The following is a 12944-nucleotide window of genomic DNA, read 5'->3' on the forward strand; positions in this document are numbered from 1 at the left end:
CGAACTGGGGTGTACCACCGCGTTCCGTACCCCGTCGAAATCTTCGGCGGGACGAAGAACAGCACCCCCACCGCCCGAGCGATCGGGTGGCGGGGGTGCTGTCGACGTAATTCACCGACGATGCCGGTAAGGCCTACTTGGCCTTCTCGAGCACCTCGACGAGACGCCACCGCTTCGACGCGGACAGCGGACGGGTCTCCATCAGCTGCACGCGATCGCCGACGCCGGCGACGCTGTTCTCGTCGTGCGCCTTCACCCGGGTGGTACGGCGGATGATCTTGCCGTACAGCGGGTGCTTCACACGGTCTTCGAGCTCGACCACGATGGTCTTTTCCATCTTGTCCGAGACGACATAGCCGATACGAACCTTGCGGCTCGCGCGCTCTTCGTTCTGGGTCACTGTCTTTTCCTCACTCATGCCACATCACCCGTGTTGGGGCCGGTGGCCAGTCCGAGCTCACGCTCGCGCAGCACCGTGTAGATACGTGCGATCTCGTTACGAACGACACGCAGCCGACGGTTGTTGTCCAACTGTCCGGTGGCCATCTGGAAGCGCAGGTTGAACAGCTCTTCCTTGAACTCACGGACCTTGTCGGCCAGCTCTGCGTCGCTCAGCTCGCGGAGTTCCGCGGCGGGGGTACCGGTAGCCATCAGAACTGCTCCTCCCTCGTCACGATGCGGCACTTGCAGGGGAGCTTGTGCATCGCGCGACGCAGGGCCTCGCGAGCAATCTCCTCGTTCGGGTAGCTCATCTCGAACAGCACCCGACCGGGCTTGACGTTCGCGACCCACCACTCGGGCGAACCCTTACCGGAACCCATGCGGGTTTCGGCCGGCTTCTTGGTGAGGGGGCGATCCGGGAAGATGTTGATCCAGATCTTGCCGCCACGCTTGATGTGCCGGGTCATGGCGATACGAGCGGACTCGATCTGCCGGTTGGTGATGTAGGCCGGCTCGAGAGCCTGGATGCCCCATTCACCGAAGGTCACCTGGGTTCCGCCCTTGGCGGCACCCGTACGGCTCGGATGGTGCTGCTTGCGGTGTTTGACCCGCCGTGGGATCAACATGCGTCAGCCCTCCTTGTTCTCAGTCGAAGCGGGGGCGTCGGCCGAAGCTGCGCGGCCGGCGTCGGTGCTCGTCGCCGTGGTGCCCGACGCGCCGGAACGACGCGGGCGGCTGGGACGCTCACGACGCGGGCGGTCGGCGGGAGCAGCTGCAGCAGCAGCGAGCTCACGACGGCCACCGACGATGTCGCCCTTGTAGATCCAGACCTTCACGCCGATACGACCGAAGGTGGTCTTCGCCTCGTACAGGCCGTAGTCGATGTCCGCACGCAGCGTATGCAGCGGAACGCGACCCTCACGGTAGAACTCCGAGCGCGACATCTCGGCGCCACCGAGGCGGCCCGAGCACTGCACGCGGATGCCCTTGACGTTCGGCTGACGCATGGCCGACTGGATGGCCTTGCGCATCGCCCGACGGAAGGCAACACGGTTCGAGAGCTGCTCGGCGACGCCCTGCGCCACCAGCTGAGCCTCGGACTCCGAGTTCTTGACCTCGAGGATGTTCAGCTGGACCTGCTTACCGGTCAGCTTCTCGAGCTCGGCGCGGATGCGATCGGCCTCGGCGCCGCGGCGACCGATGACGATGCCCGGGCGTGCGGTGTGGATGTCCACACGCACACGGTCACGGGTGCGCTCGATTTCGACCTTCGCGATGCCGGCGCGCTCGAGGCCCGAGGCCAGGAACTTACGGATCGCGACGTCTTCCTTGACGTATTCCGCGTACTGCTTGTCTGCGTACCAACGCGACTTCCAGTCGGTGGTAATGCCCAGACGGAAGCCGTGCGGGTTGATCTTCTGGCCCACTACTGAGCTCCCTTCCGGCGGTTGCGAGTCGAACCCGACCGAGATGCGACGCTTTCCACGATCACGGTGATGTGGCTCGACCGCTTGCGGATTCGGAACGCACGGCCCTGGGCACGCGGCTGGAACCGCTTCAGGGTCGTACCCTCGTCCACGTACGCCGTCGCGACGACGAGCGTGCTGGGGTCGAGGTTGTAATTGTTCTGCGCGTTCGCAGCGGCAGAGGCGATCACCTTGGCGACCGGCTCGGCCGCGGACTGCGGCGCGAACTTGAGGATTGCGAGGGCTTCCTCGACGGACTTACCGCGAACGATGTCGACGACGCGGCGCGCCTTCATCGGGGTCACGCGCACGTGGCGCGCAACAGCCCTAGCGCTGTTGGTTGTGGTTTCAGTGCTCATCGACGCTTGCTCTTCCGGTCGTCCTTGATGTGGCCCTTGAACGTACGGGTCGGTGCGAATTCACCGAGCTTGTGGCCGACCATCGAATCCGAGATGAACACCGGCACGTGCTTGCGTCCGTCATGGACGGCAAACGTGTGACCGATGAAGTCCGGCAGAATCGTGGAACGGCGCGACCAGGTCTTGATGACCTGCTTGGTGCCCTTCTCGTTCTGGACGTCGACCTTCGCCAGGAGGTGGTCGTCGACGAACGGGCCCTTCTTGAGGCTGCGTGGCATTCTCTAACTCCCTCCTTGACTAGCGCTTTTTACCGGTACGGCGGCGACGGACGATGAGCTTGTCGGACGCCTTGTTCTTGCGGGTACGGCCTTCCGGCTTACCCCAGGGGCTGACCGGGTGGCGACCACCCGAGGTCTTGCCCTCGCCACCACCATGCGGGTGGTCGACCGGGTTCATGACGACACCACGGACGGTCGGGCGCTTGCCCTTCCACCGCATACGGCCGGCCTTACCCCAGTTGATGTTCGACTGCTCGGCGTTGCCGACCTCGCCGACCGTTGCGCGGCAGCGCACGTCGACGCGACGGATTTCACCGGACGGCATACGCAGCGTGGCGTAGGTGCCTTCCTTACCGAGGAGCTGGATGCTCGCGCCGGCGGAACGTGCCATCTTGGCGCCGCCACCCGGACGCAGCTCGACTGCGTGGATGGTGGTACCGGTCGGGATGTTGCGCAGCGGCAGGTTGTTACCCGGCTTGATGTCGGCCGTGGGGCCGGACTCCACCGGAGCACCCTGCACCAGGCCCTTGGGGGCGATGATGTAGCGCTTCTCGCCGTCCACGTAGTGGAGCAGCGCGATGCGAGCGGTGCGGTTGGGGTCGTACTCGATGTGAGCGACCTTCGCCGGGATTCCGTCCTTGTCGTTGCGACGGAAATCGATCAGGCGGTAGGCGCGCTTGTGGCCGCCACCCTTGTGCCGGGTGGTGATGCGACCGTGCGCATTACGTCCACCACGACCGTGCAGCGGGCGAACCAGCGACTTTTCGGGCGTCGACCGAGTGATCTCGGCGAAGTCCGACACGCTGGCGCCACGACGGCCCGGCGTAGTCGGCTTGTACTTACGGATTGCCATGAGTCTTCTCGTCCTCTATCTCTCGAGAGTTCCGATCGCTACGCGACCGGGCCTCCGAAGATCTCGATGGGCTTGCTGTCGGCGGCCAGGGTCACGAGCGCGCGCTTGGTGTCCTTGCGCTTGCCGTAACCGGTGCGGGTCCGCTTGCGCTTGCCCTGACGGTTCGCGGTGTTGACGCTGGTCACCTTGACGCCGAAGACCTTCTCGACGGCAATCTTGATCTGCGTCTTGTTCGAGTCCGGGTGGACCAGGAAGGTGTAGGTACCGTCTTCCATCAGTCCATAGGACTTCTCGGAGATGACGGGAGCCAGCAGGATGTCGCGCGGATCGGCGATCGTGCTCACTTGGTCTCCTCCTTGAATTCCTGGCCGGACTCTGCCGGGCCGTGGATGAACGCGTTCAGCGCTTCGACGCTGAACACGACGTCGTCGCTGTAGAGCACGTCGTAGGTGTTCAGCTGATCCGGCGCGAGCGCGTGGACGTTCGGAAGGTTCTGAACCGACTTCCACGCCGCCACGTCTTCACGGCCGACGACGAGCAGGACCTTCTTGCGGTCGCTGATTTCGCCGAGGAACGCGCGAGCACTCTTCGTCGACGGGGTCTGGCCCGCGACGAGTTCGGTGATCACGTGGATGCGCTCGTTGCGCGCCCGGTCGGAGAGGGCACCGCGGAGGGCGGCAGCCTTCATCTTCTTGGGGGTGCGCTGCGTGTAGTCACGCGGCTGCGGGCCGTGGACGACGCCGCCGCCGACGAACTGCGGTGCGCGGGTCGAACCCTGGCGGGCGCGGCCGGTGCCCTTCTGGCGGTACGGCTTCTTGCCGCCGCCGCGGACCTCGCCACGAGTCTTCGTGGAGTGCGTGCCCTGGCGAGCCGCCGCAAGCTGTGCGACGACGACCTGGTGCAGCAACGCGATGTTCGCGGGAGCGTCGAAGATCTCCGAGGGGAGATCGACGGTGCCGTTGGACTGGCCACCGGGCGCCTTGACGTCCAGCGTCAGCTTGGTTGCGGTCTCGGTGCTCATGCCCGTGCACCACCCTTCACTGCAGTCTTGACGATCACGAGGCCGCCCTTACGGCCGGGGATCGCGCCCTTGATCAGCAGCAGACCGTTCTCGGCGTCCACCTTGTGGACCGAGAGGTTCTGCGTCGTGACGCGGTCGGAGCCCATCCGGCCGGACATGCGCGTGCCCTTGAACACGCGGCCCGGGGTGGCGCAGCCGCCGATGGAACCCGGACGACGGTGCACAGCCTGCGCACCGTGCGAGGCACCCTGGCCCGCGAAGCCGTGACGCTTCATGGTGCCGGCGAAGCCCTTGCCCTTGGAGGTGCCGGTGACGTCGACGAATGCGCCGTCCTCGAAAACCTCTGCGGTGAGTTCCTGGCCGACCTCGTAGTCCGAGGTGTCCTCGACGCGAAGCTCGACGAGGTGGCGGCGCGGGGTCACGCCTGCCTTGTCGAACTGGCCACGGACGGGCTTGTTGACCTTGCGGGGCGCGATGGCACCGAAAGCGAGCTGCACGGCGTTGTAGCCGTCGCGCTCCTCGGTACGAACCTGCGTGACCACGTTCGGTCCGGCCTTGACGACGGTCACCGGAACAACCCGGTTGTTCTCGTCGAAGACCTGGGTCATGCCGAGCTTGGTGCCCAGGATTCCCTTGATCTGGTTAGTCATGTGTTATCTCCGCTGCGTCTTCCGAAGCTCACTGAATGTTGACGTCGACGCTCGCCGGAAGGTCGATGCGCATGAGCGCGTCGACTGTCTTCGGCGTCGGGTCGAGGATGTCGATCAGCCGCTTGTGGGTACGCATCTCGAAGTGCTCGCGCGAGTCCTTGTACTTGTGCGGCGAACGAATGACGCAGTACACGTTCTTTTCTGTAGGCAACGGCACCGGGCCGACCACGCGGGCACCCGTACGGGTGACCGTCTCGACGATCTTGCGCGCAGATGCGTCGATCGCCTCGTGGTCATAGGCCTTGAGCCTGATGCGGATCTTCTGTCCCGCCACGCTTTGTGTCCTTTTCTTGCCGCGTTTCGTAGCACCCGAACAGGCCGGGAACCACCTCGTCTGCACAGTTCCCCAGAGGAAACGGCGACAGAGAACAGCACTGGAATACACATTGCGAGCCGGGCTCACCCGATCCGCTGCCGCTGTTCATCTGTCATTGTTCTCCGGCCCACGCGGTCGGGCGTGTCGCCCTGTCGCTCATTCCCCGGTGTCAAGGCTCTACGCTTCGACACCGCAAGGAACGGGACCGAATGCACTCATGCGAGCGCACACTGGTACTGCTTCCGTCTTGCATTGTGGCCGCAACCAACCCTCGGGTCGAGCAGCGACTGTCACGATTTCCCGATCCGAGCCGCGGAACAACCCATGGCCCGGTCAAGGCAACCCGACCAGTATGCAGGAGTCCCCACGAGAGTTCAACTCGGCCCCGTGCGTGGTCCTGCTCACCGCGCTACCCGGACGTCATTATCCCACCGGATTCATCGGAGGTGTGCGCACCGGCGCCGCGGCGCCACTGGTGTTGGTGGGGTCCGGTCCGGCCCCCGGAGTCCCCCGCGGCACCTCCGGAGCGCGGGCGATCGACTCCGCGAGTACCGGCTCGTCACGCCAAACGGGTAGTGCTGCTTGCACTTCGAGCCCAATGGCGATGAGCTCGGCATCCTGCCAGGGGCGTGCGCCGAGCTGGACTCCCACCGGCATCCCGGTGTCTGCCGACCGCCCCGCCGGAATCGTCACCACGGGCGCCCCCGCATAGTTGGCCCACCGCACGTCGGCCACCGCACCCGACGTGACAGCGACACCGAGGAGTTCGCCGCGTCGTACACCGTCGACGGCACAGCCCGGCGCCGCGACGGCATCGAGGGCGTGTTCCGCGAACATCCGGTTGTACTCCGACTGGAACCGGATGCGGTCGCGTTCGAGCATGAAGTAGTCGCCGGCCGGCACAGCCAGCGACGCCACGGCCGCCGCAGCCAGCCCACCGTTCTCGGGCCGGTACAACCCGAGACGATCCCCGAACTGCTGGTGGTAGGAGCCCATCTCCACCCGGTCGCCCGTCGCGAGCGACGACGGCATCGCCGGCATCGTCACGGGCACGGTAACCGCCCCGAGCGACCGCAGGAGATCAAGAAACATATCGACGACGCGCTGCACGGCCGCCGCGGGAACGGGAGCGGGGTTCGTGGAAACTCCGACGCGGATCCCGGCGAGCGGTGACGCCCCGCCCCGAGCGGCGACGGGATATCCACCCTCCGGAACCCGGGGTCCGAGCGAGGTGATCGGATCGTCCGCGTCCGCTCCGGCGAGGACCGACATGAGGAGCGCCGCGTCGGCCAGGCTTCGTGCCATCGGACCGACATGGTCGCGGGTCCAGGTGAGCGGAATCATCCCGTGCGAGGTGATGCGCCCGTACGTGGGTTTGATCGACGACACCCCACACGCGCTGGCGGGCATTCGCACCGACCCCCCGGTGTCGCTACCCACCGCCAACGGCACGAAGCGGGCGGCGAGAGCCGCCGCGCTGCCTCCGGACGACCCTCCCGGCGAGAAGTCGGTGTTCCACGGATTACCGACCTGAGGGGTGGTGAGCCCGATCGCGAACTCGTCGGTGTGGGTGTGTCCCACGAGCACCGCGCCGGCCTGCTCGAGTCGACGCCACACCCCCGAATGACCTGCTGCGATATTGCCTTCGAGCACCCGGCTGGACGCGGTCAACGGCAGACCGGACACCGCGAAGATGTCCTTGAGACCCACCGGTAACCCGCACAGGGGTGAGAGGTCGGTGTCCTCCCGTCGCGCGCGGGCCAGCCGCGCTCCTGCCGCATCTGCGGCCTCGTACGCGAATTCCGGGTAGAGCCGGACCCAGGAGCCGATGTCGCCGTCGAATGCGCGGGTGCGCGCGAGGCACGAGTCGAGCAGTTCGCGAGGATGCAGCCGACCGGCGCGCAGGAGCGCGGCGGCCTCCACCGCACTCATCGACGCGGGATCGGTGGTCTTCACCGTCTCCGGTTCGGGAAGCCGGTGCGACGGCGCACCACGCGCGGCGCCCGCGGCGGACCCCCATGCGAACAGTCCGCCCGCCGCTCCCCCGATCAGTTGCCGACGCGTCACCGGGGTTGCCACGTGCACACTGAATCACGAGCCCGCTCGGTGCACGGGCCCGACTGTGATCTCTCCCGGAATGTCTACCGTTCGTTCTCTCCGTGGTGCGCGGATGCGTTCGTTTGCCCCCGCTTCGAGACAGTGACGCCGGTAACATCACGGTTCGACGGCCGCGACCGTCGACAGGTCGGCGGCACCGCCGCAGGCAGGGGACGAAGTCCCGGAGCAGGACGGGACCGAGCTCGACGGTGGGGTGTGATGCTGAGCAACCGTGATCAGGCAGTCGTCGTGGAGGACGTTCACAAGTCGTTCGGCGACGTACATGCCCTCGAAGGGATCAGTTTCTCCGCTGCCGCGGGACGGGTTCTCGCGATCCTCGGTCCCAACGGAGCCGGGAAGACCACGATGGTCAAGGTTCTGTCGACGTTGTTGCGTCCCACCTCCGGACGTGCGGTCGTGGCGGGGCACGACGTCGTCGCGGAGGCTGCCGCGGTGCGGCGTTCGATCATGATGACCGGGCAGTTCGCAGCGCTCGACGACACTCTGACGGGCCGGGAGAACCTGGTGCTCTTCGGCCGGCTGATGGGACTCGACAACGCGTCGGCGAAACAACGCGCCGACGACCTGCTCCGCGAGTTCGATCTCGTCGACGCCGGTCGCCGTCCGGTGAAGGGCTACTCGGGGGGCATGCGGCGACGCGTCGACATCGCGTGCGGACTGGTGGTCCGCCCGCAGGTGGTCTTCCTCGACGAACCGACCACGGGACTCGATCCGCGCAGTCGGCAAGGCGTGTGGGCTCTGGTCTCGGCCCTGAAGAACCAGGGCATCACGGTGCTCCTGACCACCCAGTACCTCGAAGAAGCGGATGTACTGAGCGACAACATCATCGTGATCGACCGGGGCACCGTCATCGCCGAGGGCACCGCGAACCAACTCAAGGCATCGGCGGGAGGAAGCTTCTGCGAGATCGTGCCCGTGGAGCCACGCACGCTCCCGGCGATCGCGCAGGCTCTCGGCGACATGGTGCCGCCGACGATGCGCACCACATTCGCTCCCGGCGGAGAGGCCGAAGCGGACCGAATCTCGATTCCGGCACCCGGAGGGGCCACGACGCTCACCGAAGCCCTCCGGCGCCTCGAACCTCTCGACGTCGAACTGGCGGACATCGGGCTGCGCCGGCCCTCGCTCGACGATGTATTCCTTCGCCTCACCGGACACACCGCGACGCCCGCGCCGACCGGGGCACCGCCGGACGCCCCGTCCGGGGAGCGGCCCGAGGCGGCGGTAGCCGGGGAACGACCGTGACCACGCGCACCGATTCCGCAGTCCCCGACGGTTCACCCCGTCCTGCACCGGGCGATGCACGCGGAGCAGAACATCGACGGGCCGCGCCGGCCGCGCCGACCCAGTGGTGGGTGCTGACCACCCGTTCGTTGCACTCGATGGCACGCACGGGCGAACTGGTGGTCGCGGTGATCGCGCCGGTCGTCTTCGGACTCGGGTTCTATCTGCCCCTCAAGTTCGTGATGCAGCTACAGGGCATCGACTACGCCCAGTTCCTGATGCCCATCATCGTGCTGCAGTCCATGGCTTTCACGGCGATCTCGGCAGCTCAGCTCGCGGCCTCGGAGGCGTCCACCGGGCTCATGGCGCGTATGCAGACCATGCCCGTGGTCGCCGGAATACCGTTGCTCGCCAGATTGGCGGCCGGGACCGTCCGGTCGGTGATCTCGCTGATCGCGGCGATCGGGTTCGGCTACGCGATCGGGTTCAGATTCTCGGCGGGTTTCGGCCAGGCGGCACTGTTCTGCGCGACGGCGCTCGCCATCAGTGTGGTGTTGTGTCTGGGCGCCGATGCGATCGGGAGCCTCTCCAAGAGTCCGGAGGCGACGTCTCAGGCGCTGACCCTGCCGCAGCTGATCCTCGGGATGCTCTCGTGCGGGTTCGTGCCCGAGAGCGGCTTTCCCGAATGGATCAGACCGTTCGTCCGCAACCAGCCGATCTCGCAGTTCTCCTTCGCGATGCGGGACATGGCGCAGGACGGGGTGACGTGGGAGGTGTTCCGGCCGAGCCTGTTCTGGATGCTGGGACTCGCTGCGGTCTGTGTTCCGGCTGCCCTCTGGGCCACGACGAGGAGGGGGTGAGTGCATGAGCGATACCGTCGAATCGCGCGACCACGACACCTTTCTGTCTCCGGTACCGAACCGCGTGCGCGACGAGAAGTCACTTTCCGCGTTGTGGGAGCACAGCCGGCTGCAATGTGGGCGCCTGCTGCTGCGGTGGGCACGCGACCCTGCGACGTTGATCCAGGCGTTGATCTATCCCGCTCTGACACTGGTGATGTTCCGAATCGTGCTCGGCGACAGCATCACCGCCGTGACCGGCCAGTCGTCGATCTTCGGTACCGTTCCCATGATCGTGCTCGTCGGCGCGATGTTCGGGTCGGTGGTGAGCGCGGTGGGGCTTCGTGGTGAGCGTGACTCCGGGTTGCTGGGACGCTTCTACACCCTGCCGATCCACCGTTCGGCGGGTCTCGTCGGCCGGATGATGGCCGAGACGACACGTGTTTTCGTCACGTCGCTGGTGATCTTTGCCGCGGGCGTGGCAATGGGCTTCCGCTTCACGCAGGGTATCGGCGCATCCCTGCTGATCTTCGTGGTTCCGCTCGTCTTCGGGCTGGGCTTCGCGATGATGGTGACCGTGCTGGCAACGGTTCCGGGCCGGATCCCCCTGGTGGAACTGGTATCGATCATCTGCACGATGCTGATGTTCTTCAACTCGGGATTCGTGCCGGTGATGGCATACCCGACGTGGCTGCAGCCGATCGTGGCGAACCAGCCCATGTCGTGCGCGATCGACACGATGCGCGCGCTGGCGATCGGCGGTCCTGTGGCCGAACCGTTCGTCAAAACACTCGCGTGGTCGTTCGGGACCGTGGCGGTCTTCCTCGTGCCGGCGATCCGGGGGTACCGGCGCGCGGCGCAGGACGGCTGACGTCGCCAGGGTCCCGAGCAGAGCGTGCACGGAACCGGGTAGTCCCGGCGGCAGAAAGCAGTGAAGCCTCTCCCACGGATGGGAGAGGCTTCACGCGTTCACAGTCGTTGTCAGAGGCCGAGGGCCTTCTGCAGCACAGGCCACGAATCCTTCAGGTCGTCCTGCCAGTACTTCCACGAATGAGTGCCGGAGTCACGGAAGTTGTAGGTCGCGGGGATGTCCAGCTCGTCGAGCCGGTCGCGAAGATTGTGGGTGCAGTAGTTCGTCGCGGCTTCGATGACACCGCCCACGACCACCTGATTAGCGAGAATCTCCGCCTTGCCGTCGATCTCCGGGCCGTTGAGGGTGTCGTACTGGCCGGGCAGTCCGTTGCCGTTGGAGATGTAGAGCTCGAGACCCCGAAGTTTCTCGGCGTTGACGTACGGGTCCTTCTCGACCCAGGTCGGGTCGTCGGGCTCGCCCCACATGTTGCGGGTGTCGCCGCCGCCCCACACCTCGGTGGTGAGCTTGACGAACTCCTGGCCGATCGGATCGGAGGTCTGCGCGCATCCGCTGTATGCGGCCACGCCCTTGTACAGATCTCCGCCTTCGATCGCCAGCTGGAGTACCGACGTACCTGAGGAGGACAGGCCTGCGATCGCGTTGACGCCGTTGGTTCCGAGTGCCGCGTCGATCAGCGGAGGGATCTCCTTGGTGAGGAAGGTTTCCCACTTGTGCACGCCGAGGACGGGGTCTTCGTTCTTCCAGTCGGTGTAGTAGCTCCACTTACCGCCGACCGGCGAGACGACGTTGAGATTCTTGTCCTTGAAGAAGTCGATGGCGTCGGTGCGGTAACGCCACGTCGCGCTGTCTTCTCCGCCACCGGCACCGTTGAGCAGGTACAGCGTGGGGCGCGGTTCGCTGACGTCTGCCGGACGCCATACGTCGAGCAGGATTTCCTTGTCCATCGAGGCCGAGTAAACGTAGACCAGCAACTGATGCTCGTCGTACTTTTCGATGCGGCTGATGTGCGATCCGTTCTCGCTCGTCACCGACTCGAGCGGCTGCAGGGTGTCCGCGACCGGATCAGCCGCTGCCGGGGAGACCAGCAGAGCGGAAGAGAACAACGCGCATGCTGCGCCTGCAGTCAGGACGCGAAGTCGTCCGGATCCTCGTCTCGGATGCTTCATACGGTTCTTTCACCTTTTTCGGGTTGGACAGCGTGGTCGACATCAACGGCGCCTCAGCCGAGGCGAGTACGAACGGAACGTACCCGATCGCAGCCTACGTACAGTTACATGCGTCGCATTCCAGCGGCAACTTCTTACACCACATTCCGTTTGAGGTAGTGGTCGAGCACGGGGCCGATCTCCGCGAGCGCCTCGGTCGAGGTCATGTCGTCGTGGCTGCAGTCGATCGGTACATCGGTGACCTGTCCGGTCACGAGGTGAGCCCACCGCTTCGCCGCTCCGTGCCGGGCGGGCGGATGGTCGGCTGCACTGAAATACAGGATGTCACCGTCGAACGTTCCCGGGAGATGCGATGCGATCAGTTGTCCCGATCGGACGGCACTTCGGTACAGGTTGCGGAAACGCCCGAGGGTGAGCGTGCTGAGCGCAGTCACGTCCTGCGCCATCGCGTCCCAGAGTCTTTGGATGTGTTCGTCGGACAGGGCCGCCACATCGTCCGGGTCCTCGAGCATCACACCGATCTGTGCGAGGTTGTCGCGAATGGCGCGGCGGAACTCCGCTGCCTCGAGATCCCAGTGACTGTCCAGCATCACGAGGCTCTCCACAGACTCGCCCTGCTTCTGCAACTTCACGGCGACTTCGTGTGCCACCACCCCTCCGAGCGACCATCCCATCAGGTTGTACGGTCCCTCGGGCTGCGCCGTCCTGATCTCCCGGAGATAGTCGTCCGCCATCCCCGCGATGGTCCCAGGAAGGTAGCCGTCGTCCGAGAGTGCGCGCGTCTGTATCCCATACAGGGGCCGATCGTCCACGAATCTGGTCAGACCCGAATAGGTCCAGGCGAGGCCGTACATCGAATGGATGCAGAACAACGGGTTTCCGGAACCGTGGGTACGGAACGGCAGCAGAACCTGTACGGCGCCGTCCGTGAGCGGATCGAAGTCCTCCTCGCTCCCGGCATCGGTTTCGATGCGGTGCGCGAGTGCAGCCACCGAGGAGTCGGTGAACAGCCACTGGACCCGAACGTCGACGCCAGTCCCCTTCTGCAACCGGCTGGCGACCTGCGTCGCGATCAGGGAGTTACCACCGAGCTCGAAGAAGTTGTCGTCGAGACCGACATGCTCGACCCCGAGCACCTCGGAAAACACCGACGCCACAACCTGCTCGACAGCTGTCTGCGGCGCCCGGAACTCCCGAGCTTCGAAGACAGGGGAAGGCAACGCTTTCCGATCGAGCTTCCCACTGCTGTTGAGCGGCAACTCGTCGAGCACCACCAACG

The 12944-nt window shown here is 65.7% G+C and carries 17 protein-coding genes; 3 read left to right on the forward strand and 14 right to left on the reverse strand.

Annotation, left to right across the window (positions count from 1 at the left end; translation table 11 throughout):
- Positions 1–133 precede the first annotated feature (133 nt).
- The 12 genes from rpsQ to RDCOP1_RS08425 form a co-directional block, all read right to left on the reverse strand.
- Entirely contained in the window at positions 134–418 is a 285-nt protein-coding gene (gene rpsQ, locus RDCOP1_RS08370; RefSeq protein ID WP_072699605.1) for a 30S ribosomal protein S17, read from the reverse strand.
- Positions 415–651, reverse strand: a complete 237-nt coding sequence (rpmC, locus tag RDCOP1_RS08375) for a 50S ribosomal protein L29 (protein ID WP_072699606.1) — start codon at positions 649–651, stop codon at positions 415–417. The genes rpsQ and rpmC overlap by 4 nt, the downstream gene beginning before the upstream one ends.
- On the reverse strand, positions 651–1067 hold the full coding sequence (rplP, locus tag RDCOP1_RS08380) for a 50S ribosomal protein L16 (protein WP_072699607.1): 417 nt from the start codon (positions 1065–1067) through the stop codon (positions 651–653). Before rplP ends, rpmC begins: the two co-directional genes overlap by 1 nt.
- A 3-nt stretch (positions 1068–1070) precedes the next feature.
- Complete coding sequence (gene rpsC / locus RDCOP1_RS08385; protein ID WP_072699608.1) at positions 1071–1868, reverse strand: 30S ribosomal protein S3; 798 nt, start codon at positions 1866–1868, stop codon at positions 1071–1073.
- Positions 1868–2266 (reverse strand): 50S ribosomal protein L22, encoded by a 399-nt coding sequence (gene rplV / locus RDCOP1_RS08390; RefSeq protein WP_072699609.1) that lies wholly within the window; start codon positions 2264–2266, stop codon positions 1868–1870. Before rplV ends, rpsC begins: the two co-directional genes overlap by 1 nt.
- Positions 2263–2544 carry a 30S ribosomal protein S19 gene (gene rpsS, locus RDCOP1_RS08395; protein WP_072699610.1) on the reverse strand — a complete coding sequence of 94 codons (282 nt, stop codon included), beginning with the start codon at positions 2542–2544 and terminating at the stop codon, positions 2263–2265. The genes rplV and rpsS overlap by 4 nt, the downstream gene beginning before the upstream one ends.
- Positions 2545–2563: 19 nt before the next feature.
- Positions 2564–3397, reverse strand: coding sequence for a 50S ribosomal protein L2 (gene rplB / locus RDCOP1_RS08400; protein ID WP_072699611.1), 834 nt, complete (start codon positions 3395–3397; stop codon positions 2564–2566).
- Positions 3398–3435: 38 nt separating this feature from the next.
- Positions 3436–3741, reverse strand: a complete 306-nt coding sequence (gene rplW, locus RDCOP1_RS08405; RefSeq protein ID WP_072699612.1) for a 50S ribosomal protein L23 — start codon at positions 3739–3741, stop codon at positions 3436–3438.
- Positions 3738–4418, reverse strand: coding sequence for a 50S ribosomal protein L4 (rplD, locus tag RDCOP1_RS08410; protein WP_072699613.1), 681 nt, complete (start codon positions 4416–4418; stop codon positions 3738–3740). The genes rplW and rplD overlap by 4 nt, the downstream gene beginning before the upstream one ends.
- A complete protein-coding gene (rplC, locus tag RDCOP1_RS08415) occupies positions 4415–5068 on the reverse strand; it encodes a 50S ribosomal protein L3 (protein ID WP_072699614.1) in 654 nt (217 codons plus the stop codon). The genes rplD and rplC overlap by 4 nt, the downstream gene beginning before the upstream one ends.
- Positions 5069–5096: 28 nt before the next feature.
- Positions 5097–5402: a 30S ribosomal protein S10 gene (gene rpsJ, locus RDCOP1_RS08420; RefSeq protein WP_003938093.1), complete on the reverse strand. Its 306-nt coding sequence runs from the start codon at positions 5400–5402 to the stop codon at positions 5097–5099.
- A 465-nt stretch (positions 5403–5867) separates the two neighbouring features.
- Positions 5868–7523, reverse strand: coding sequence for an amidase (locus RDCOP1_RS08425; RefSeq protein ID WP_072699701.1), 1656 nt, complete (start codon positions 7521–7523; stop codon positions 5868–5870).
- A gap of 237 nt (positions 7524–7760) precedes the next feature.
- Between RDCOP1_RS08425 and RDCOP1_RS08430 the strand changes: the two genes are divergently transcribed.
- From RDCOP1_RS08430 to RDCOP1_RS08440, 3 genes are read left to right on the forward strand one after another with little or no spacing between them, the layout of a single operon-like run.
- Positions 7761–8807, forward strand: a complete 1047-nt coding sequence (locus tag RDCOP1_RS08430; RefSeq protein WP_084722496.1) for an ATP-binding cassette domain-containing protein — start codon at positions 7761–7763, stop codon at positions 8805–8807.
- Positions 8804–9646 carry an ABC transporter permease gene (locus RDCOP1_RS08435; protein ID WP_072699615.1) on the forward strand — a complete coding sequence of 281 codons (843 nt, stop codon included), beginning with the start codon at positions 8804–8806 and terminating at the stop codon, positions 9644–9646. The genes RDCOP1_RS08430 and RDCOP1_RS08435 overlap by 4 nt, the downstream gene beginning before the upstream one ends.
- A gap of 4 nt (positions 9647–9650) precedes the next feature.
- Positions 9651–10496, forward strand: a complete 846-nt coding sequence (locus tag RDCOP1_RS08440; protein WP_072699616.1) for an ABC transporter permease — start codon at positions 9651–9653, stop codon at positions 10494–10496.
- Between the two features lie 110 nt (positions 10497–10606).
- On the opposite strand, the gene RDCOP1_RS08445 is transcribed toward RDCOP1_RS08440, so the two are convergent.
- On the reverse strand, positions 10607–11665 hold the full coding sequence (locus tag RDCOP1_RS08445) for an alpha/beta hydrolase (RefSeq protein ID WP_084722497.1): 1059 nt from the start codon (positions 11663–11665) through the stop codon (positions 10607–10609).
- A gap of 134 nt (positions 11666–11799) precedes the next feature.
- The coding region (locus RDCOP1_RS08450; RefSeq protein WP_255311414.1) for a thioesterase domain-containing protein at positions 11800–12944 on the reverse strand (1145 nt) is incomplete at its 5' end.

The sequence above is a fragment of the Rhodococcus coprophilus NBRC 100603 genome, from assembly GCF_001895045.1.
Lineage (GTDB): Bacteria > Actinomycetota > Actinomycetes > Mycobacteriales > Mycobacteriaceae > Rhodococcus > Rhodococcus coprophilus.

Bases quoted from the DNA above. Each gene is read 5' to 3' on its own strand.
- rpsQ (WP_072699605.1), bottom strand. From the start codon at position 418: ATGAGTGAGGAAAAGACAGTGACCCAGAACGAAGAGCGCGCGAGCCGC.
- rpmC (WP_072699606.1), bottom strand. From the start codon at position 651: ATGGCTACCGGTACCCCCGCCGCGGAACTCCGCGAGCTGAGCGACGCA.
- rplP (WP_072699607.1), bottom strand. From the start codon at position 1,067: ATGTTGATCCCACGGCGGGTCAAACACCGCAAGCAGCACCATCCGAGC.
- rplV (WP_072699609.1), bottom strand. From the start codon at position 2,266: ATGAGCACTGAAACCACAACCAACAGCGCTAGGGCTGTTGCGCGCCAC.
- rpsS (WP_072699610.1), bottom strand. From the start codon at position 2,544: ATGCCACGCAGCCTCAAGAAGGGCCCGTTCGTCGACGACCACCTCCTG.
- rplB (WP_072699611.1), bottom strand. From the start codon at position 3,397: ATGGCAATCCGTAAGTACAAGCCGACTACGCCGGGCCGTCGTGGCGCC.
- rplD (WP_072699613.1), bottom strand. From the start codon at position 4,418: ATGAGCACCGAGACCGCAACCAAGCTGACGCTGGACGTCAAGGCGCCC.
- rplC (WP_072699614.1), bottom strand. From the start codon at position 5,068: ATGACTAACCAGATCAAGGGAATCCTGGGCACCAAGCTCGGCATGACC.
- RDCOP1_RS08430 (WP_084722496.1), top strand. From the start codon at position 7,761: ATGCTGAGCAACCGTGATCAGGCAGTCGTCGTGGAGGACGTTCACAAG.
- RDCOP1_RS08440 (WP_072699616.1), top strand. From the start codon at position 9,651: ATGAGCGATACCGTCGAATCGCGCGACCACGACACCTTTCTGTCTCCG.
- RDCOP1_RS08445 (WP_084722497.1), bottom strand. From the start codon at position 11,665: ATGAAGCATCCGAGACGAGGATCCGGACGACTTCGCGTCCTGACTGCA.